We start from the raw sequence: 20,525 nt of genomic DNA on the forward strand, positions 1-20,525 counted from the left end.
AATGCAGCACGGTGTGATAGTTGTCTAGTCATCCGTGCTTTTGCTGCTATCTTTTACGGATAAACGGCACTACGCTTTTATAAACCTAACCAAAATGATAAAGTTTGAATAGATTTATATAGATTTTATGGTAACTGTTTCAAACCCCTCACAGCCGGTCGATGTGCTGGTTGATGTCTATTTCCGGCGCGAAGTGTTGCCGCACGTTGTGGATGCGTGGATTGATGGCAGCAAGCGCGATCCCAAGGATAACGAAGTTGGTTTGGTTGGTTATGAAATTCCGTTTAACCGGCATTTCTACGTCTATCAGCCGCCGCGTGACCTTGCTGAGATTGACGCTGATTTGGATGCGGTTTCGGCAGAGATTATGGCGTTGTTGCGGGAGGTGCATTCATGAGGTTGATGCATGAAGACCCTCACCCCAACCCCTCTCCCAGAGGTAGAGGGGCTAAAAAAACTGATTTCCGCCGAGGTTCATTTACAAGAATTCGAGTTATGGCTATTCTATAGCTATAGAGTGAACCAAGGGGATAATGATGGAACTGACTACGATTGCTGAGGCAAAAAATAACTTGCCGCGTCTGATCCATGCGGCTGAAGCAGGGGATGACATTCATATTAGCCGTTTCGGTAAACCTGTTGCGGTGCTGATTTCTGAGGAACGTTACCAACAATTGTTCAATATGGGCAAAACGGTGTTTCAGGCGATGTTGCAATGGCGGGAACAGTATGGCGATCTTGATCTTGCGGATGAAGAAGTGGCTAGTTGGCGTGACCGCACCCCTGCACGGGAGTTTTCATGGGACTGAAATACTTGTTGGATGCCAATATTCTGTCCGAACCTACTAAAAAACAACCTAATGCCAATGTCATGCACAAACTGGGTATACATGCGGGTGAATACGGCACGGCAGTCACTGTTTGGCATGAAATGCACTATGGCGTGGAGCGGTTGGAGGATTCGCGGCGCAAAGCCAGCCTTGTGGCATATTTGGAAGCCTTGGGGCGGAGCGGATTGCCGGTGTTGCCTTACGAAAAAAACGCAGGATTATGGTTAGCGCAAGAGCGTGGCAGGCTTGCCCGACGTGGGATTACTATCCCGTTCGCTGATGGGGAAATCGCTGCTATTGCTTGTGCCAATCAGCTTATTCTCGTGACGCGCAACGTAGACGACTTCAACATGTACGAATCGCTACCAATCGAAAACTGGTTTGCACCAGAAAATCAGGAGTGATTTGGGTGACAACAACCTACAAACCCTACCCCGAATACAAAGACTCCGGCACTATTGGTCTAGGATTAATACCTATTGGATGGGAACCAAAAAAGATTAAATTTTTATTTTAGACATTATCTATAAAAAACTGAAATATATAAATAATAATTATCAATGGCAAGATACACAGCCAGAGTGTAAATTCCTGACAGTAATAATAGCCTAGAGTAGGGACTAACGGCATGGCGGAGTACAGTTTTAACGCATTGAAATCCAATGAAAAGGCATTTGTTGCCATGACCAGTCTCAATGTTAAGGAGTTTTTGGGTTTGCTCGAACGGTTCAGTGCAGCTTACCAAACTGACCTACACGCACGGGGCAAACGTGTTGATGAGACGCGGGGTCGTTCTGATGGGAAACTGGCATTAATAGAAGACAAACTGTTTTTCATTCTGTTTTACCTGAAGACCTATCCTTTACAAGAAGTGCTGGCGTATTCATTTGAGCGACTTGCAAAATCCGACAAACTGAGTTGCTCAATTTTCAGCATTGACCGAACGCCGCATATTCAGCCGATTTTTTACTCAATTTGACCAACGAAACCTGGGCTTTTTCAGTTTTACCGTAACTTTTGCTAAATTTCACCCATACCAATGCGACTGCTCCTGTTTTTCAGTCAGTCTTCCCGTGTTTTTTCAAAACCAGTCGCCTTATAACAAGACACGCATCAGTTGATCAGCACTCAACACCAAAATCCCAAACATCAGGTGGCTGTAAACTTTTTGTGCGCCTTGCACCCACACATTCCGACCACCAAATTCATCCTTCAGGCGGGCATTGGTTCGTTCTACGGTGCTGCGAATTTTGTAACGCTCGGCATCAGCAGGTTCAAACGCTTCTTTCTGTCCGCCGCGAGGATTGTGATCAATCAGAGGGACATGCCCCAGATGACGGCTGTATTCGTGCAAATCAGCACTGCAATAGGCTGCATCCATCAGGTCGTAGAGACTGGTGACACGTTGGGCACTGATTTGAGAGAGTGGGATGGCTGCCCCGCTGTCGTGAAAGGAGGCGGAAGACAGAATGGCTGCTATCGGGACACCACAATCGGCGGTATCGATATGCAGTTTGTAGCCGTTCCAACTGTGCTTGTTGCCTTGGGCATTCTTCTTCGTCCCCCGGTTACACTGAACCGGTATCTCATCGAGTGCTTGCTGAAGTGACTGTTCCCGTTGGCGCTGAATCCGTGTTTGCCCTTGTTTTTTCTTTGGCTTTTCCTCGGCAACAGGCCGTTCACGTGCCTCAATGGCTGTTGAATCCCGACACAGGTGGCCGATCAGCGCATCGCCCAAATACGTTTTCACCAACGTTTCATGCACACGTTCCGCTAAACGCTGTTCAGCAAATTCAGCGAAGGCACGTGAAAAGGTGGATTCGGAAGGCAGTTTCTTGGTCAGGGGAAACCCGCAGATGCGTCGCAGGGAGCGATCGTTTTGCAGCCGGTCAATGAGTGCTCGCGTATTGACAATATTGAGCACGCTTTTGGCGACAAAAGCATCGGCAAACCAAGATCGCTCCGTCGCTGGCCGTCCAGACCCATCACGAAAAGAGCGCACAAAATCTTCAATGCGCGTCAGCTCCAGTACGTGAATGAGTTTTTCAAGCTTGGGGGTCAATGTGCCAAAGGCATCATTGAAGCAAGGTAGTATTTCAATTTGCAGCAAACTCCAGCGTTGTGCAATCAGGGCGCGTTCGGTAGAATTCATAGCGTGGGCTTAATGGTTGTTTTGACGCTTCTATTATCGCCGAAAACGGCAGCCCACACTTCTTTTTTCCTTCAGATGAAGGAAGGTTCACGCTGAAAATGTAATTTTGCAAGTGGCTCATTTGATCTTCCCCAAAGTGTGGCAAACCACTGGATACACCGCTTGTGTCCCGTATTACAAAGTGCATTGGATAACATGGGACATAAGCCCATTCGACTATCCTCAGAATTAATGGAACGGCTAGCAGAAGAAGGGCAACAGGAATTGATTATTGACGGAACAGAGCGGAGAATCCAGCGCCCTGTGGATAATGATGTTCAGCGTGAATACTATAGTGGGGCGAATTCGTATCATAAGTGCATAGCCTGTTAATCAAGACGGGATGCGATTTTCCTTATCAGGTCAGAGGCAAAATGTGGTAAAAAGCATCCCGAAAAACCACTGACAGGAGAGCTTCATGGCTTACACACACCTTACCTCTGAGGAGAGGCATTATATCGAAACCCGGCACAAGATGAAGGAATCGACGGCAACAATCGCGTTAACCTTGGGGCGCAGTCAATCGACGATCAGTCGTGAACTGACCCGCAACCGAGGGCAACGCGGCTATCGGCACAAGCAAGCGCACACCAAAGCGCAACAACGCCATGCGGACAAGCCCAAAGCGGTCAAGTTGACCCCGGAACTGGCGGTCAGCATTGATACGCTGCTGGAACAACAATGGAGTCCTGAGCAGATCAGCGGTCGACTGAAAGCGGAAGGCAAAACGACTATTTGCCATGAAGCCATCTACCAGCATGTACTCAGGGACAAGCGTGCGGGCGGCAAGCTGTACCTGAACCTGCGCCGCCATACGAAGAAATACCGCCAGCGTTACGGCAGTAAAACGGGCAGCGTCAAAGGCATCCCCAACCGAGTGGACATTGACGAACGCCCAGCGGTAGCCAACCAGCGTGAACGGCTCGGTGACTGGGAAGCCGACACCATGATCGGCAAGGGACACCAAGGCGCACTGGTGACACTGGATGAACGCAAATCCAAGCTACGCCTAGCTTTTCCAGTGGCAAACAAGACCGCAGAAGCCGTAACCAGCAGCATTATCACCTTGCTGGACAGCTTCAAGGATTGGGTGCACACGCTCACCTTCGACAACGGCAAAGAGTTTGCCAAACATGAGCAAGTTGCCCAAGCCATTGGGTGCGAAACGTATTTCGCCAAGCCCTACCATTCGTGGGAGCGTGGGCAAAATGAGAACGCCAATGGGCTGTTACGCCAATACTTCCCTAAAGCAATGGGGCTATTGGACGTGACCACCCGACAGGTACTGGAGGCTGTACATAAACTCAACAACAGACCAAGGAAGTGTCTGGGGTTCAAGACACCTTACGAGGTGTTCCGAGAACTATCCGGCATAGAGGCCGAAAAGTTGGTGGGTTATGCACTTATTACTTGAATTCACCTAAATTCCTGACAGTAATAATAGCCTAGAGTAGGGACTAACGGCATGGCGGAGTACAGCTTTAACGCATTGAAATCCAATGAAAAGGCATTTGTTGCCATGACCAGTCTCAACGTTAAGGAGTTTTTGGGTTTGCTCGAACGGTTCAGTGCAGCTTACCAAACTGACCTACACGCACGGGGCAAACGTGTTGATGAGACGCGGGGTCGTTCTGATGGGAAACTGGCATTAATAGAAGACAAACTGTTTTTCATTCTGTTTTACCTGAAGACCTATCCTTTACAAGAAGTGCTGGCGTATTCATTTGATCTTCCCCAAAGTGTGGCAAACCACTGGATACACCGCTTGTGTCCCGTATTACAAAGTGCATTGGATAACATGGGACATAAGCCCATTCGACTATCCTCAGAATTAATGGAACGGCTAGCAGAAGAAGGGCAACAGGAATTGATTATTGACGGAACAGAGCGGAGAATCCAGCGCCCCGTGGATAATGATGTCCAGCGCGAATACTATAGTGGTAAAAAAAAAGCCCATACGGTTAAAAACAATGTCATCGTTGGCTGTGCTGACAGACATATCAAATACTTAGGGGAGCCACTTGCAAAATTACATTTTCAGCGTGAACCTTCCTTCATCTGAAGGAAAAAAGAAGTGTGGGCTGCCGTTTTCGGCGATAATAGAAGCATCAAAACAACCATTAAGCCCACGCTATGAATTCTACCGAACGCGCCCTGATTGCACAACGCTGGAGTTTGCTGCAAATTGAAATACTGCCTTGCTTCAATGATGCCTTTGGCACATTGACCCCCAAGCTTGAAAAGCTCATTCACGTACTGGAGCTGACGCGCATTGAAGATTTTGTGCGCTCTTTTCGTGATGGGTCTGGACGGCCAGCGACGGAGCGATCTTGGTTTGCCAATGCTTTTGTCGCCAAAAGCGTGCTCAATATTGTCAATACGCGAGCACTCATTGACCGGCTGCAAAACGATCGCTCCCTGCGACGCATCTGCGGGTTTCCCCTGACCAAGAAACTGCCTTCCGAATCCACCTTTTCACGTGCCTTCGCTGAATTTGCTGAACAGCGTTTAGCGGAACGTGTGCATGAAACGTTGGTGAAAACGTATTTGGGCGATGCGCTGATCGGCCACCTGTGTCGGGATTCAACAGCCATTGAGGCACGTGAACGGCCTGTTGCCGAGGAAAAGCCAAAGAAAAAACAAGGGCAAACACGGATTCAGCGCCAACGGGAACAGTCACTTCAGCAAGCACTCGATGAGATACCGGTTCAGTGTAACCGGGGGACGAAGAAGAATGCCCAAGGCTACAAGCACAGTTGGAACGGCTACAAACTGCATATCGATACCGCCGATTGTGGTGTCCCGATAGCAGCCATTCTGTCTTCCGCCTCCTTTCACGACAGCGGGGCAGCCATCCCACTCTCTCAAATCAGTGCCCAACGTGTCACCAGTCTCTACGACCTGATGGATGCGGCCTATTGCAGTGCTGATTTGCACGAATACAGCCGTCATCTGGGGCATGTCCCTCTGATTGATCACAATCCTCGCGGCGGACAGAAAGAAGCGTTTGAACCTGCTGATGCCGAGCGTTACAAAATTCGCAGCACCGTAGAACGAACCAATGCCCGCCTGAAGGATGAATTTGGTGGTCGGAATGTGTGGGTGCAAGGTGCGCAAAAAGTTTACAGCCACTTGATGTTTGGGATTTTGGTGTTGAGTGCTGATCAACTGATGCGTGTCTTGTTATAAAGCGACTGGGTTTGAAAAAACACGGGAAGACTGACTGAAAAACAGGAGCAGTCGCATCGGTATGGGTGAAATTTAGCAAAAGTTACGGTAAAACTGAAAAAGCTCAGGTTTCGTTGGTCAAATTGAGTAAAAAATCGGCTGAATATGCGGCGTTCGGTCAATGCTGAAAATTGAGCAACTCAGTTTGTCGGATTTTGCAAGTCGCTCAGGGGATACTCACTCAGGCAAGAAGCATGACAAGAAAATTGCCGATGAGGAGCAGACCCAATTACCGGAGGGTTCTGTGATTTTACGTGATTTAGGCTTCAAGGGGGCTGACATGGGAAAAGGTGTCACCGTCATTGAGCCAAAAAAGAAGCCACGGAATAAATGTCTGACCCCACAAGAAAAAGAAGAAAACCGTCAAATTTCTGCCCGCAGGGTAGTCGTTGAACATATCATCAGTGGTATTAAACGCTGCCGATGCCTGAAAGATGTGTACCGTAATTTAAAAGATGACTTTGATGACCAGATTATGGAAATTGCTTGCGGACTACACAACCTGAGAAACTCCATGCGAAATCCAATCTATTGAAAGTTTTAAAAACTTTTCGATAATTATTATTTATAGATAATGTCTATTATTATACTTCAACCGCCCATAATTGCAGATTCCTCAAAGGTCTGAAAGTTGAGAGTCAGCAAGGAGTCCAAGGCTTTTTTATGCGTAGTGTGGGTTTGTGCCAAACAGGCATCAATGGCCTGCGCAAACGCGGTAAAGTTTTCATGGTAACGTGAATACAGGCATTCCTTCTTCACAAACTTCCAGAGGCGCTCAATCAGGTTCAGGTTGGGGGAATAAGCGGGTAGGAACAACAGTTCGATCCCGAGTGTTTGGGCGAATGTTTGTACCAGGCTACAGCGCTGGTAACGGGCATTGTCCATCACCAAGGTCACCGGGACATCCAGGGCCAATGCCTTGATTTGCCGAAGCAACTGACAAACACTTTGGGAGTTGATGTAACTGTCATTGGTCACGGTGACCAGTTCATGGGTGACTGCATTCAACGCACCGAGGACATTGTAGCGCTGGCGTCCGGCAGGGGCGCGGATGAACAGCCGGGTGAAACACCACAGGAACCCCAGAAACGGGGCCAGGACAAAATGGGCGGCGTCGACAAAGAAAACGGCGCGTTTTCCGGCCTTGGCCTCCTCAAGACGCGGCTCCAGCTCTTTTTTTAAAAGTCTCCTGGGCAGCAGGGTCGGCTTTCGCCGGTATCATCCCCACCTTCCTGACGGACAAACCCAAGTCATGCAGGAATAGCCGCACGGCTTCCCGCTTGAGTTCAAGGCCGGTTAAGCGCTGTATATCAGCGATCGCCTGACTGATCCGGGTCGGTGGATGCTTCTCAAAATGTTTCTTCAGGGGCTCACGGAAAGGTTCCAACCGGCGGGTTGGGCGACGGAAATCCAGTTGTTCCAAGGCAGCGATCCCACCTTGTTGGTAACGTTTCAAATAACGGGTGACCGTCGTTGAACTCACCTGTGCCAGCCGTTCAATGTCCCCATGCGCCATTCCCTGGCTTTTTAGCCACAACACTTCCATCCGTTGGCGGACGCGAGGGTGGGCATGGCGGTAACGCCCCTCATTCAAGGCGGTTTGATCGGATTCGCTGAAGTCTATCTGGATCATGGAAAGGACGACCGGTTGCCAATAACAGCCGTACTTTGCTTGAGGGCTTCTCATTATTCAACAGCTATTCACGGGCAAAGTATAGTACACTTGTCAAATGACTGAACCTTGCACCCCCGACTTTCTACAGCAACCTGTCACCGCCCTGCGTGGGGTCGGTGATGCGGTTGCGGAAAAACTGGTGCGGCTGGGTATCTTGCGCGTGGCCGATTTGCTGTTTCACCTGCCGCTACGCTATCAGGATCGCACCCGTATTTACCCCATCGCCAGCCTCAAAGTTGGGCAAGAAGTGCTGGTCGAAGGCGAAATCGAGTACACCGAAGTGGTGCAACGCGGGCGCACCATGTTGCTGTGCTACCTCAACGACGGCAGCGGCACCTTGATCTTACGCTTTTTCCACTTCACCTCCGCCCAGAAATACAGCTTACGCAAAGGCGTGTTGCTGCGCTGTTTTGGCGAAGTGCGCCAATCTGGGATGAAGCTGGAAATGGCGCATCCCGAATGCCATTACCTCAAAGCCGATGACCCCGAACCGATTGCCAACACGCTCACGCCGACATATCCAACGACCGAAGGTTTGCAGCAACGTAGCTTGCGCCGCCTGATTGATTTAGCGCTGGAGCATGTGGAGGAATTGCCGGATTTGTTGCCGGAAAGCGTGGTCAGGCAACACCATTTTCCGCCACTGGCAAACGAATTACGCAAGCTGCATACACCGCCGTCGGGTTCAACGGTGGAAGGAATGCGTCCGTACCGGCTGATTTTCGAGGAATTGCTGGCGCATCAACTTGGCGTGCAGCAAGCGCGGCACGAACTCAAGCAAGTGCAAGCGCACGTCATGCCAGAAACCAATCACTATTGGCGGCAATTGTTGCGCACCCTGCCCTTTGCCCCCACGGGCGCACAAAATCGCGTGATTGCGGAAATTACCACCGATTTGCAACAAACCGTGCCGATGAATCGCTTGGTGCAAGGCGATGTCGGTTCAGGCAAAACCTTGGTCGCCGTTGCCGCAGCGTTACACGCCATTGCCAACGGTTTCCAAGTCGCCATGATGGCTCCGACCGAATTGCTGGCGGAACAGCATTACCAGAATCTGGTACGCTGGCTGGAACCGCTGGGTATCGAGACAGTGTACATTTCCGGCAATCAAACCCCACGCCAACGCCGCCGCAAGGTGGAAAATTTGTTGCTGGGCATCGGGCATATCGCGGTGGGGACACACGCCCTGTTCCAACGCACGGTGGAATTCCTGCAACTGGGGCTGATCATTATCGACGAACAGCACCGCTTCGGCGTGTATCAGCGCATGGCCTTGCGCGAAAAAGGCAAGCAGGGCGACCATTACCCGCACCAGTTGGTGATGACGGCGACGCCGATTCCGCGCACCTTGGCAATGACCGCTTACGGCGATCTGGATTATTCGGTGATTGATGAATTACCGCCGGGGCGCACGCCGATCACTACCGTTGCCCTGAATAATGAGCGGCGTGATGAGGTGATTGAGCGCATTTCAGCCGCGTGTCGCGAAGGTCGGCAGGTGTACTGGGTTTGCACCCTGATCGAAGAATCGGAAGCCTTGCAATGTGAAGCGGCAGAAGTGACCGCTGCGATGTTGCACGAACGTTTGCCACACGTTGCGGTGGGGCTGGTACATGGGCGGCTGCACGGTTCGGAAAAGGAAAGCATTATGCGCCAGTTTAAGCTGGGGGAAATTCAGCTTTTGGTGGCAACAACGGTGATTGAAGTCGGGGTGGATGTGCCGAATGCGTCCTTGATGGTGATCGAAAATGCTGAACGCATGGGTTTGTCGCAATTGCACCAGTTGCGTGGACGGGTTGGGCGCGGCAGTGTGGCGAGTAGTTGCGTGCTGCTTTACCAGCATCCACTGGGCAAAACGGCGCGGAAACGGCTGGATGCGATGCGCACCACCACGGATGGTTTCATGATTGCGGATATTGATCTGGAATTGCGCGGCCCCGGCGAGGTACTGGGAACGCGCCAGACAGGGGATGTGCGGCTGCGGATTGCGAGTTTGCTGCGCGATCAACATTTGCTGCCAGCGGTACAAATGGCGGCGCGGGAAGTGGTGGCGCATTACCCAGAGCGGGTGGAAACGTTGACGCAACGTTGGTTGCAGCAGCCGGATGGCGAAACGGCTACGCAGTTTTTCCAGAGTTGAGACATCCTCACTTTCTGCTGTGCTAACATCAGCATGATATAAGCGGGTTAAGCACAAAGAAGGAGCATGACAATGGGTGCAGCAAAAAAATTACAGGGACACTTTACCTACGCCGATTACGCCAAATGGCCGGAAGATGAACGTTGGGAACTGATTGATGGGGTCGCGTATGCAATGGCTGCTCCGTCACGCATACATCAAAAATACATCTTGGAGATGAGTGTGCAAATTGCCACTTATTTACGGGGTAAACCCTGCGAAGTTTATCCCGCCCCGTTTGATATACGTCTGCCTAACCACAACGAAGCCGACAACGATGTAGACACCACTGTGCAGCCCGATCTTGCCGTGATCTGCGACAAAAATAAGCTGGATGACAAAGGCTGCCGGGGTGCGCCGGACTGGATTATCGAAGTGTTATCTCCCTCCACCGCGCTCAAGGATATGGATAAAAAACGCTGGTTATATGAACGGCATGGGGTGCAAGAATATTGGATTATCCACCCCGTTGACCGTTGGGTGATGGTGTATACGCTGAAAGATGACGGGCAATACGGCTTGCCGCTGATGTTTGGGATGGATGAGCCGACTGCGGTGGAGTTGTTTCCTGAATTGCTGATTGATTGGGCGTTTATGCAGGAAACAGCCCTCTAACATGCCCACCAACCTCCCCCGCTTCGGCGAATTCGTCGCCCTCATCGCCATGCTCAGCTCGCTAACCGCGCTGGCGATTGATGCCATGCTGCCCGCACTCGTCACCATTGGGCGCGAGCTGGGTACACAACACGACAACGACGCGCAATTAATCCTCACCACCTTGTTTCTGGGTTTGGCGTTGGGGCAAGTATTTTTCGGCCCCTTATCCGATGCAACCGGGCGCAAACCGCTGATGTACGTGGGCTTGGGTATCTTTATGCTTGGCAGTTCGCTCTCAATGTTGGCGCAAGACTTTTCACACATGCTGATCGGGCGATTTTTGCAAGGGGTCGGCGCATCAGCCCCGCGTGTATTAACGATGGCACTGGTGCGCGATTGCTATTCCGGGCGGGCAATGGCACGGGTTATGTCATTCACCATGAGTATTTTTATCCTTGTGCCGATGATTGCGCCATCATTAGGGCAAGGTATTTTGCTGGTGTCCGGCTGGCGCAGTATTTTCACGCTGTTTTGTGTGCTGGCGCTCAGTGTGGCGGTATGGTTTTGGTGGCGAATGCCGGAAACCCTCCCCACCACCAAACGCCGCACTTTCCGTTTCGGTGAGTTTTGGGAGGGGCTGAAAGAAGTCGTCAGCAACCGTACCAGCATGACCTACACCCTCACGACGGGGATTGTGTTTGGTGCATTTCTCGGTTATTTGAGTTCAGCACAACAAATCCTGCAAATCCAATACGACTTGGGGGAACGGTTCCCGCTGTATTTCGCATTGCTGGCGCTGGCGATTGGCGGCGCTTCGTTACTGAATGCCAAGCTGGTAATGCACTACGGAATGCATTGGATCTCAAGACGGGCATTGCTGCTGTTCACACTGCTATCGGGTGCTTTTTGGCTCGTCACTTATAGCAGTGCCGGACACCCCGCATTGCCAGTGTTGATGGCGTATTTCATGCTGGCATTTTTGGCATTAGGCATGTTATTTGGCAATCTGAATGCGCTGGCGATGGAACCGCTGGGACATATTGCCGGAATCGGTGCATCGGTCATTGGCTCACTCTCAACCTTACTCGCAGTACCGCTAGGGACATTTGTTGGACAAGCCTACGACGGCACGGTATTGCCCCTGATCAGCAGCTTCTTTATTTTCGGCTTAGCCGCCACCGTAGCCTTATTTTCACAGCGAAAACCCGCATGACAACTACCCTGACATTTCTACGCCACGCCACTGCGGAAGATCACAACCTGCTCATTCCTGATGAAGCACGTCGCCTCACGCCCAAAGGTCACAAGCAAGTGCAACGGGTTGCCGACTTTTGCCAGCGTCACGCCTTACTGCCCACCCACCTGCTATGCAGCCCACTGGTCAGGGCGTTAGAAACCGCGCAAGGTTTACGTAAACACTTAGCCAATTGCCCCAAAGCCGTCATTGTGCCGTGGTTAGCACATGGCACAGATACCCAAACCACGCTGCAAGCACTGGCAGCCTTAGCCGCAAACGGTGACAACAATATTTGGCTGGTGGGTCATGAGCCGGAATTTTCAACCTTAATCGCCCACTTGCTAGGCAGCCCTAACAGCCGTATTAAAGTCAAAAAAGCCGGGTTGATACGCCTAGAGGTCGATATGACGAGCGGCGTTGGGGAACTCCAATGGAACATCCCCAACGCGCTGATGAAGTAGTAGCGGGGAATCCCTTACACGTTAAACAAGAAATTCAACACATCGCCATCCTTCACGATGTACTCCTTGCCTTCCGCCCGCATTTTCCCGGCTTCTTTCGCGCCCTGCTCACCCTTGTAAGCAATGAAATCTTCAAAAGCGATGGTTTGTGCACGAATAAAGCCGCGCTCAAAGTCGGTATGAATCACGCCAGCCGCTTGTGGCGCAGTCGCATTTTTGGGGATCGTCCATGCACGAACTTCTTTCACACCTGCGGTGAAATAGGTCTGCAAGCCCAGCAAATCGTAACCCGCTCGAATCACGCGATTCAAACCCGGTTCGTCCAGCCCCATACCGGCTAAAAACTCGTCGCGTTCTGCATCATCCAACTGGGAAAGTTCCGACTCCATTTCTGCACACACCGGCACTACCACCGCATTTTCACGCTTGGCAATCTCGCGCACTTGCTCCAAATACGGGTTATTCTCAAAACCGTCTTCGTTAACATTGGCGATAAACATCAAAGGTTTGATGCTAATCAGGTGAAACTCACGAATAGCCAACGCGCGTTCTTCGGGGGTCATAGCCATTGAACGTGCCGAATGCCCTTCAGACAAATGCGCAAACAAACGCTCTGCCAACACTTTTTGCGCCACCAAATCCTTACTACCGGATTTAGCCGAACGGGTCAAACGGTTCACTGCTTTTTCCGCCGTATCCAGATCCGCCAGTGCCAACTCGGTATTGATGGTTTCAATGTCAGAGGCGGGGTCAATCTTGCCCGCAACGTGAATGATGTCGTCGTTGTCGAAACAGCGCACCACCTGCGCAATCGCATCGGTTTCGCGGATGTGCGCGAGGAATTTGTTGCCCAAACCTTCGCCCTGTGACGCACCTGCAACCAAACCTGCAATGTCGACGAATTCCATCGTCGTGGGTAAAATCTTGATTGGTTTAACGATTGCCGCTAGTGCATCCAGACGTGGATCTGGCATGGGCACGATCCCCACATTCGGCTCAATCGTACAGAAAGGGTAATTCGCTGCCTGAATGCCCGCCTTGGTCAACGCATTAAACAGGGTGGATTTACCCACGTTTGGCAAACCAACAATTCCGCACTTGAATCCCATGATGTCTTACCTTTATTTGGTGTGCAGCGCGTTCATCGCTTTCTGCATATCACCGGCTAAAATCAATTCAATTTGGTCGGCTGCTTTGTCAATCGCCCGTGAGATGACGATTTCATCATCCAGTGAGGGGCGTGATAAAACATAATCGACCACTTTGTTACGGTCGCCGGGGTGTCCGACACCCAAACGCAACCGCCAATAATCCGCGCCCAAATGGGCATGGCAATCACGCAAACCGTTATGCCCACCGTGACCACCCGCTTGTTTCAAACGCACGTCACCGGGTGCAATGTCCAGCTCATCGTGCGCCACTAAAATTTGTTCCACCGGAATTTGGTAGAAACTGGCTAACTGCTTGACTGCTAGCCCGCTACGGTTCATGAAGGTCATGGGCTTGAGTAGCCATACCACCGCACTGCCGACTTGCAGTTTACAGACTTCGCCGGAAAAACGCTTCTCGATGGCAAACTTGCCGGAGTAACGCCTTGCCAGTTCGTCAACAAACCAAAACCCGGCATTGTGCCGGGTTTTGTCGTACTGGCTACCGGGGTTGCCCAAGCCTGCAATGAGGCGGATAGGGTTTCCCATCGGTATAGACCTTAGTGAATCGCCGCGATGGCGTTGTCGTGGTCTTCGCCCAGAGCCAAAGCTGGCAGGCTGACACCTTCTGGCAATTTCAGGTCAGACAAGTGCACAATCTGGCCTTTTTCGACGTTGATCATGTCAACCTCGATGAATTCAGGCAGGTTCTTAGGCAAGCAAGAAACTTCAACTTCAGAAATCATGTGGCTAACAGTACCACCTTGCTCTTTTACGCCTTTTGCCACGTCATCATTGAGGAAGTGCAGCGCCACGTGGACGTTGATTTCTTCGTCATCACGGATGCGCTGTAAGTCAGCGTGCATAATGATTGGCTTGGCTGGGTGACGTTGCAGGTCACGCAGGATCACTTGCTCTTTACGATCGCCGAAATCCACCGTAATGATTTGCGAGTAGAAACCTTCTTCCTGCAAGTTACGCAGCATTTCATTGTGACGCAAGGAAATGGATTGTGCTTCACCGCCTGCACCGTAAATAACGGCAGGAACCATACCGGTGTTACGCAGGCGGCGGCTCGCACCCTTACCCTGCAATTCACGTGCCTGCGCTTGCAGAACGTATTGTTTTGACATGTTACTTCTCCAACAGAATCGTTACCGAACGCGACCGGACGGCAACTAAAAAACCCGCGAACGGGGACTAAAACTTATATACCATCAAACAGGGAACTCACTGAGTCATCCTGATTAATGCGTAAAATGGTTTTCGCTAACACACCGGCTACCGAAAGCTGGCGAATCTTAGCACAGTTTTTAGCGGCGTCGCTTAATGGAATGGTATCGGTGATAACCACTTCATCAAGTTGAGAATTCTCGATATTGCTCACGGCTTTGCCGGAAAACACCGCATGAGTTGCATACGCCCGCACACTTAATGCACCATGCTGCTTTAACGCAGTAGCGGCATTGCACAACGTACCGCCAGTATCGATCAAATCGTCGATCAAAATGCAGTTACGCCCTTCCACATTCCCGATGATATTCATGATCTCGGATTTATTCGGCTCAGGGCGGCGCTTGTCGATAATCGCCAGCTCGACATCACCCAAACCTTTAGCCAAAGCACGGGCACGGACTACACCGCCAACATCCGGTGAAACCACCATGATATTATCCAGCCCACACGCCAACACATCCTTAATCAACACACCCGATGCGTAAACATTGTCTACTGGTAAGTCGAAAAAGCCTTGTACTTGGTCTGAATGCAAATCAATAGTCAGCACACGGTCAACATGACCTGTCGCGATCATATCTGCCACCAATTTGGCAGAAATCGGTACGCGCCGTGAACGCACCCGGCGATCTTGCCGCGCATAACCGTAATACGGAATAACAGCCGTGATTCGCCCTGCGGAAGCACGATACAACGCATCAGCGATAATCAGCAATTCCATCAGGTTATCGTTAGTGGGCGCACAGGTAGATTGTACGATGAAAACATCACGACCACGCACGTTTTCCAAAATCTCGACGTGCACTTCACCATCGCTGAAGCGTTCTGCTTTGATTTTACCGGAGGGAATTCCGAGGTGATCGACGATTTTGTCGGTGAGTTCAGGATTAGCGTTACCTGTAAACACCATCATTTTATCGTCAGCCATGACATATCCGCATAGATTGGGGGAAGAAAATGGCAGGGCCGCCAGGATTCGAACCTGGGAATGCTGGAATCAAAATCCAGTGCCTTACCGCTTGGCGACGGCCCTTCTGAAACTAATTGTAAAGCGTTGACAATGTTACTAGCTTTTGCTGCAAAGGCGAAATAGTCATGCCTTTTGCGACAAATCCGAACCATTCAGCAGGTAGGTTTTGTAGGATTATTTCACCTTCTTGCCTACTGTTTACTGATCCGAACAGACAACTGCCTGAACCTGTTAACGTTGCATTTGAGTATCCAGAGAGCCAGTTTATCGCTTTAGCTACTTCAGGATAACGCTTTTCTACGACTGGCTGGAAGACGTTGATGCCTGCCCCGTCGTGGAAGGTCGCTAATGTAATCGCAGGGCAGTTGCGTGTCAAGTCTGACGCTGAAAAAAGTTCTGCCGTCGGAACATGAACCTGCGGGTGGATCACTACATACCAAGACTCAGGCAAATCAACCGGTGTTAATTGCTCACCGACCCCTTCCGCCCATGCTGCATGACCCTGTACAAACACCGGTACATCCGCGCCTAAACGTAGCCCTAACGCAGCCAACTCATCATTACTCAAACCGCATTGCCACAGGTAATTTAACCCGTGTAACACCGTCGCTGCATCCGAACTGCCGCCCCCCAAACCGCCGCCCATCGGGATACGTTTTAACACCTGAATATCCGCACCGAGACGCCCCCTCGTTGCCTGTTGCAGCAATCGCGCTGCCCGCACCGTTAAATCAGCGTCTGCGGGTACGTTCTCGGCCCCCTGCGGTCGACAAATTTCACCATCACCGCGCACGGTCAGCGTAATCTCATCCACAAAATCAAGGAATACAAACAGGGTTTGCAACAAATGGTAGCCATCTGCCCGCCTGCCCGTAATGTGCAGAAACAGATTGAGTTTAGCGGGCGCTGGAAGTGTTAACGTTTGCATGGAAACTTAGTAACGGGTTTGCCAGTCTTTCGCGATTACCTTGACCTTGGTGTTATCAGGCACACGGCTCAAATTAATCTTTTCAGGCAATGCTTTCCAATCGTTGCCTTGCCAACCCGCATATTCGATCAACCAGCCGGATTGTTGTAACGATTCGGGGCGGCCTTGCGCATCCAATTTAACTTGCTGTACGGATGAGTCAGGTGAAGGTATGCCACGCACCCAATATTTCATTCCATCCAATGGCAATGACACGCCTAATTGTCCTTGCAACAAACGCTCAGCATTCGCATCCTTGTAAGTCTTGCCGTTGGCTTGCAACGTCACTTCGGAACGGTCGCCCTTGAGGTAAGCCATAACCGAACCCGTCAGCGGATTCTTAATGTTCATTTCATACTGGTCTTTTCCCGTCTGGAGCCAGGATAGATTAAACGAAGCACTTTGCTCCTGAAACTGCATTCCCACCTTACCTTGTAAGCGCCAGCTACTCATGCGGGCAAAATTAGCCTGCCGTTGTTGCCATGCACTTTGAGCGTTTACCGGTTTAGTTGATGCATCTGCATCTTGGGAAGGGCTTTTTGTCTGCGTCGCACACCCACCAAGCGTCAACGCGCAACAAGCCACCACCAGCATCCATTGTTTCATAATTCGTTATCCTTAAGTAATGAAAAGGTTACAAGCCAACTAGCTTTTCCTTAACCTTCAGCAACAAATTGTCATCAGGGAATTTGCTGAGCATGGTATCGAGAATGGCCTGAGCCTCCGCCTTATTGCCACGTACTGCTAACACTTCAATCAAGTGACTGGCCACTTCGGGGTCTTGTAATTGAGTATAGGCTTTGCGTAACCAAGTTTCTGCATCTTCCGGTTTGCCCGTGAGATATAACACCCAGCCCATGCTATCCATAATCGCGGGGTCATCTGGGCGGCCAGCCAAGGCTTTCGTAATGAGTCCGCTGGCTTCCGAATAACGTTGCGTATTCACCGCCAGCATATACCCCAATGCATTTAATACCGTCGTATTATCAGGCTGTGACTTAAGCACTTCTTGTAAATCAGCCTCAGCCTTGCTGAAATCACCCAGCTTTTCAGCACTCAGGGCACGAGAATACAACACATCAGGGTCATTTGCTTTTACATCCAGCGCCTTGCCAAAGCTGTTGATAGCCTCAGCGTATTGTCCCTGATCATGCAACAGTTGCCCGTCTAATTGTAGCAATAGCCCCTTACGTTCATTATCAGCGGCTATCTTAACTTGTTCTGCCACCCATTCACGCGCGCTGGCTAAATTGCTTGTTTCCACTAACAAACGTGCCACACGCACCGTCGCTTCACGGTCGTATTTCCCCCCAACAGCCTTTTTATAAACCTCGATGGCTGGTTTGGGACGCTGCAATCCTTCATGAATTTGCCCCATGAAATAATTAGCCTCCGCAGCACGGTCTGGCACTGTCAGCAACTTACTGATTAACGGCTCTGCCGCTGTGAAAGATTTTTGTTCCAGATGCAATAAACCCAAGGTATAGAGAATATCAGGGTTATCGGGGAAGCTGGTGTAAAGCTGTTGGTAAATCGGTGTCGCTTCCGTGCGGCGATCTGCCAAAATTAGCAAACGTCCATAATCCAGCTTTAGTTCGGTATCCTTAGTGTTTTTATTGACAGCTTCTAACGCCGTAATCGCGTCAGGTAATTTATCCAACCCCACTAATGCCTTAGCAGCCCAGCGAGCAGCTTGCACTTTTTCAGCCGCATTACCCTTTTGTTGCGCCACTTGACTCGCCTGTAACGCTGCCTCAAATTGATCCGCATTCAATGCCAGTGAAGCCAGCGCTAATTGTGCACGGGGTGAACTATCCACGCTATTCACATAACGTTTGAAGGTTTCGTAGGATTTAGTAGCATCAGGCTCTAAAGCCAACAACGACACAATGAAAGCAAAACCGTGTTCATTTTCTTTATCCGCTCTATCACGGATTTTCACCAAATCTTTCACCGCCTCATCGTACTTTTCGGTGCGTAAATTTGCCAATGCCTGATATTGAACGGCTTCGGAAGAATCCGGTGATAAAGTAATCCAACGCTCCAAAGCCCGCCCTGCTAAAGACGTATCTTCAGCGCTCATTGCCAACTCTACTGCACGCTGTGCAATCGCAGGATCATTAGTTTGCTGAGCAGCGGCGACATAATGCAAGGCAGCCTGAGACACATTACCCTGTTTAACAAACATTTCCCCCGCGAGGATATTGTAAACCTGATAACTCAAGGGACTGCTAAAAGTCGCTACATTACTGACCGACTGATCCGCCAACGGGGTATTCCCCAAAGTGCAACCACCAATCAATAAAGCCAAGGAAAGGCTCACAAAACGGCGCGGCAAACGAGTGCTGGGCATGACTTTCTCCGGTCTACCACAATCCCCGATTGTGATTGATCGCGTTATGTTGCAAGAGGATTTAAGGATATATTCAACGAATTACCTTGTAATAAGCCATAACGTATCAGAAAATTCGCGGTTCCGAAAGTTAACTACCTCGTTCTGAAAAGGTGCAAAGGCTGAAATGTATCCGTTGGTGAAATACTGAATGTCCATCCTGATCGTTGGAGTCAATCATAAAACCGCCCCAGTCTCCATCCGGGAAAAGGTTTCGTTCTCACCTGACAGCCTGCCATTGGCATTGCACGCTGCCCATCAGGTTGTGCCTGAAAACCTGATACTCTCGACCTGCAACCGTACCGAAATTTACGCTGCGGCTCATCCGCAGCAATCCGTGGAAGCCTTGGTCGAGTGGCTGGCAAGCTGGCATAAAATGCCCGCAACACAATTACAACCCTACTTGTATATCTACCAACAAGACGAAGCAGTGCGTCACGCCTTGCGCGTAGCCTGTGGGTTAGACTCACTGGTACTCGGTGAACCCCAAATCCTTGGGCAACTGAAAACTGCCCTACAAGCTGCCAGCGACCAGGCCACCACCGGCAATCAATTAAACCGCCTGATGCAACATGCGTTTTCCACCGCTAAAAAAGTCCGTACCCAAACCAGCATTGGTGCCAATCCCGTCTCTGTTGCTTTTGCTGCGGTGAGTCTCGCCAAACAAATTTTCAGCAAACTCGAAAAACAAACCGCACTGCTGATTGGTGCAGGTGAAACCATCGAACTCGTCGGCAAACACCTTGCCACCAACCACATTGGTAAAATCATAGTCGCCAACCGCAGCATCGACAAAGCCCAAAAACTCGCCGCAGAATACGGCGGCAAGGGCATCGGCTTGCCAGACTTAGCCGATCATTTACCCCAGGCGGACATCATTATTTCTTCCACTGCCTCTCCCGTTCCCATTCTCGGTAAAGGCGCGGTAGAACGTGCCCTAAAAATTCGTAAACACCGCCCCATGTTCATGGTAGACATTGCCGTGCCACGAGATATTGAACAAGAAGTTGCCAACCTAGATGATGTCTACCTCTACACTGTTGACGACCTACACTCAGTGATTGAAGAAAACCTCCAATCACGGCGGGCTGCTGCCGAGCAAGCTGAAGGCATGGTGCTAGAAGAAGTCACTAACTTCATGGCATGGCTACGTGCACAAGACCACATGAATACCATTCGTGCCTACCGTGCACGCACCGACACTATTCGTCAGGAAGTCTTCGATAAAGCCAGTGCCTTATTACAAAATGGCAAAAGCCCCGCAGAAGCCCTACAATTTCTGGCACACACGCTGGCGAACAAACTGTCTCACGACGCCACCCAAGCCATGCACCACGCTGCACGCAACGGCGACCATCAATTGCTGGAACACGCCCGGACCCTGTTTAACCTTTCCACTGACGATAACGGCTAA

At 50.6% G+C, this 20,525-nt stretch carries 21 protein-coding genes, 1 tRNA gene and 1 pseudogene; 13 read left to right on the forward strand and 10 right to left on the reverse strand.

The window, feature by feature from the left end:
• Window positions 1-127 precede the first annotated feature (127 nt).
• From QJT81_14390 to QJT81_14405, 4 genes are all read left to right on the forward strand, one after another.
• Window positions 128-397, forward strand: a complete 270-nt coding sequence (locus tag QJT81_14390) for a hypothetical protein (protein WGZ93006.1) — start codon at window positions 128-130, stop codon at window positions 395-397.
• A gap of 139 nt (window positions 398-536) precedes the next feature.
• Complete coding sequence (locus QJT81_14395; GenBank protein WGZ93007.1) at window positions 537-809, forward strand: type II toxin-antitoxin system Phd/YefM family antitoxin; 273 nt, start codon at window positions 537-539, stop codon at window positions 807-809.
• The gene (locus QJT81_14400; protein ID WGZ93008.1) at window positions 800-1,234 is read left to right on the forward strand and encodes a type II toxin-antitoxin system VapC family toxin; all 435 of its coding nucleotides are present in this window, start codon (window positions 800-802) and stop codon (window positions 1,232-1,234) included. Before QJT81_14395 ends, QJT81_14400 begins: the two co-directional genes overlap by 10 nt.
• A 224-nt stretch (window positions 1,235-1,458) precedes the next feature.
• On the forward strand, window positions 1,459-1,809 hold the full coding sequence (locus QJT81_14405) for a transposase family protein (protein WGZ93009.1): 351 nt from the start codon (window positions 1,459-1,461) through the stop codon (window positions 1,807-1,809).
• A gap of 117 nt (window positions 1,810-1,926) precedes the next feature.
• On the opposite strand, the gene QJT81_14410 is transcribed toward QJT81_14405, so the two are convergent.
• Entirely contained in the window at window positions 1,927-2,982 is a 1,056-nt protein-coding gene (locus tag QJT81_14410; GenBank protein ID WGZ93010.1) for a transposase, read from the reverse strand.
• A 457-nt stretch (window positions 2,983-3,439) separates the two neighbouring features.
• Here QJT81_14410 and QJT81_14415 point away from each other — a divergent pair, with 457 nt between their 5' ends.
• From QJT81_14415 to QJT81_14430, 4 genes are all read left to right on the forward strand, one after another.
• Window positions 3,440-4,435 (forward strand): IS30 family transposase, encoded by a 996-nt coding sequence (locus tag QJT81_14415; protein ID WGZ93011.1) that lies wholly within the window; start codon window positions 3,440-3,442, stop codon window positions 4,433-4,435.
• Window positions 4,436-4,486: 51 nt separating this feature from the next.
• Window positions 4,487-5,083: a transposase gene (locus QJT81_14420; GenBank protein ID WGZ93012.1), complete on the forward strand. Its 597-nt coding sequence runs from the start codon at window positions 4,487-4,489 to the stop codon at window positions 5,081-5,083.
• A 71-nt stretch (window positions 5,084-5,154) separates the two neighbouring features.
• A complete protein-coding gene (locus QJT81_14425; protein WGZ93013.1) occupies window positions 5,155-6,210 on the forward strand; it encodes a transposase in 1,056 nt (351 codons plus the stop codon).
• Window positions 6,211-6,370: 160 nt separating this feature from the next.
• Complete coding sequence (locus QJT81_14430; protein WGZ93014.1) at window positions 6,371-6,784, forward strand: transposase family protein; 414 nt, start codon at window positions 6,371-6,373, stop codon at window positions 6,782-6,784.
• 56 nt (window positions 6,785-6,840) lie between these two features.
• On the opposite strand, the pseudogene QJT81_14435 reads toward QJT81_14430, so the two are convergent.
• A pseudogene (locus tag QJT81_14435) lies at window positions 6,841-7,882 on the reverse strand (IS630 family transposase).
• 97 nt (window positions 7,883-7,979) lie between these two features.
• On the opposite strand from QJT81_14435, the gene recG reads away from it, so the two are divergent.
• From recG to sixA, 4 genes are all read left to right on the forward strand, one after another.
• Window positions 7,980-10,064, forward strand: coding sequence for an ATP-dependent DNA helicase RecG (gene recG / locus QJT81_14440; protein ID WGZ93015.1), 2,085 nt, complete (start codon window positions 7,980-7,982; stop codon window positions 10,062-10,064).
• Window positions 10,065-10,136: 72 nt separating this feature from the next.
• Entirely contained in the window at window positions 10,137-10,718 is a 582-nt protein-coding gene (locus QJT81_14445) for a Uma2 family endonuclease (GenBank protein WGZ93016.1), read from the forward strand.
• 1 nt (window position 10,719) lies between these two features.
• Window positions 10,720-11,913, forward strand: coding sequence for a multidrug effflux MFS transporter (locus tag QJT81_14450; protein ID WGZ93017.1), 1,194 nt, complete (start codon window positions 10,720-10,722; stop codon window positions 11,911-11,913).
• Window positions 11,910-12,398: a phosphohistidine phosphatase SixA gene (gene sixA / locus QJT81_14455; protein ID WGZ93018.1), complete on the forward strand. Its 489-nt coding sequence runs from the start codon at window positions 11,910-11,912 to the stop codon at window positions 12,396-12,398. The genes QJT81_14450 and sixA overlap by 4 nt, the downstream gene beginning before the upstream one ends.
• Before the next feature lie 14 nt (window positions 12,399-12,412).
• On the opposite strand, the gene ychF is transcribed toward sixA, so the two are convergent.
• The 8 genes from ychF to QJT81_14495 form a co-directional block, all read right to left on the reverse strand.
• A complete protein-coding gene (ychF, locus tag QJT81_14460; protein WGZ93019.1) occupies window positions 12,413-13,507 on the reverse strand; it encodes a redox-regulated ATPase YchF in 1,095 nt (364 codons plus the stop codon).
• A gap of 12 nt (window positions 13,508-13,519) precedes the next feature.
• Complete coding sequence (gene pth / locus QJT81_14465) at window positions 13,520-14,095, reverse strand: aminoacyl-tRNA hydrolase (protein ID WGZ93020.1); 576 nt, start codon at window positions 14,093-14,095, stop codon at window positions 13,520-13,522.
• Between the two features lie 11 nt (window positions 14,096-14,106).
• A complete protein-coding gene (locus QJT81_14470; protein ID WGZ93021.1) occupies window positions 14,107-14,679 on the reverse strand; it encodes a 50S ribosomal protein L25/general stress protein Ctc in 573 nt (190 codons plus the stop codon).
• Window positions 14,680-14,753: 74 nt separating this feature from the next.
• Window positions 14,754-15,695 carry a ribose-phosphate pyrophosphokinase gene (locus tag QJT81_14475; GenBank protein ID WGZ96496.1) on the reverse strand — a complete coding sequence of 314 codons (942 nt, stop codon included), beginning with the start codon at window positions 15,693-15,695 and terminating at the stop codon, window positions 14,754-14,756.
• A gap of 45 nt (window positions 15,696-15,740) precedes the next feature.
• Window positions 15,741-15,815: transfer RNA gene (locus QJT81_14480), tRNA-Gln, on the reverse strand.
• A 7-nt stretch (window positions 15,816-15,822) separates the two neighbouring features.
• A complete protein-coding gene (gene ispE, locus QJT81_14485) occupies window positions 15,823-16,680 on the reverse strand; it encodes a 4-(cytidine 5'-diphospho)-2-C-methyl-D-erythritol kinase (protein WGZ93022.1) in 858 nt (285 codons plus the stop codon).
• A gap of 6 nt (window positions 16,681-16,686) precedes the next feature.
• Complete coding sequence (gene lolB, locus QJT81_14490; protein ID WGZ93023.1) at window positions 16,687-17,325, reverse strand: lipoprotein insertase outer membrane protein LolB; 639 nt, start codon at window positions 17,323-17,325, stop codon at window positions 16,687-16,689.
• Window positions 17,326-17,353: 28 nt separating this feature from the next.
• Window positions 17,354-19,072 carry a tetratricopeptide repeat protein gene (locus QJT81_14495; GenBank protein ID WGZ93024.1) on the reverse strand — a complete coding sequence of 573 codons (1,719 nt, stop codon included), beginning with the start codon at window positions 19,070-19,072 and terminating at the stop codon, window positions 17,354-17,356.
• Window positions 19,073-19,262: 190 nt separating this feature from the next.
• Here QJT81_14495 and hemA point away from each other — a divergent pair, with 190 nt between their 5' ends.
• The gene (hemA, locus tag QJT81_14500; GenBank protein ID WGZ93025.1) at window positions 19,263-20,525 is read left to right on the forward strand and encodes a glutamyl-tRNA reductase; all 1,263 of its coding nucleotides are present in this window, start codon (window positions 19,263-19,265) and stop codon (window positions 20,523-20,525) included.

The sequence above is a fragment of the Candidatus Thiothrix putei genome (assembly GCA_029972225.1).
GTDB classification, from domain to species: domain Bacteria; phylum Pseudomonadota; class Gammaproteobacteria; order Thiotrichales; family Thiotrichaceae; genus Thiothrix; species Thiothrix putei.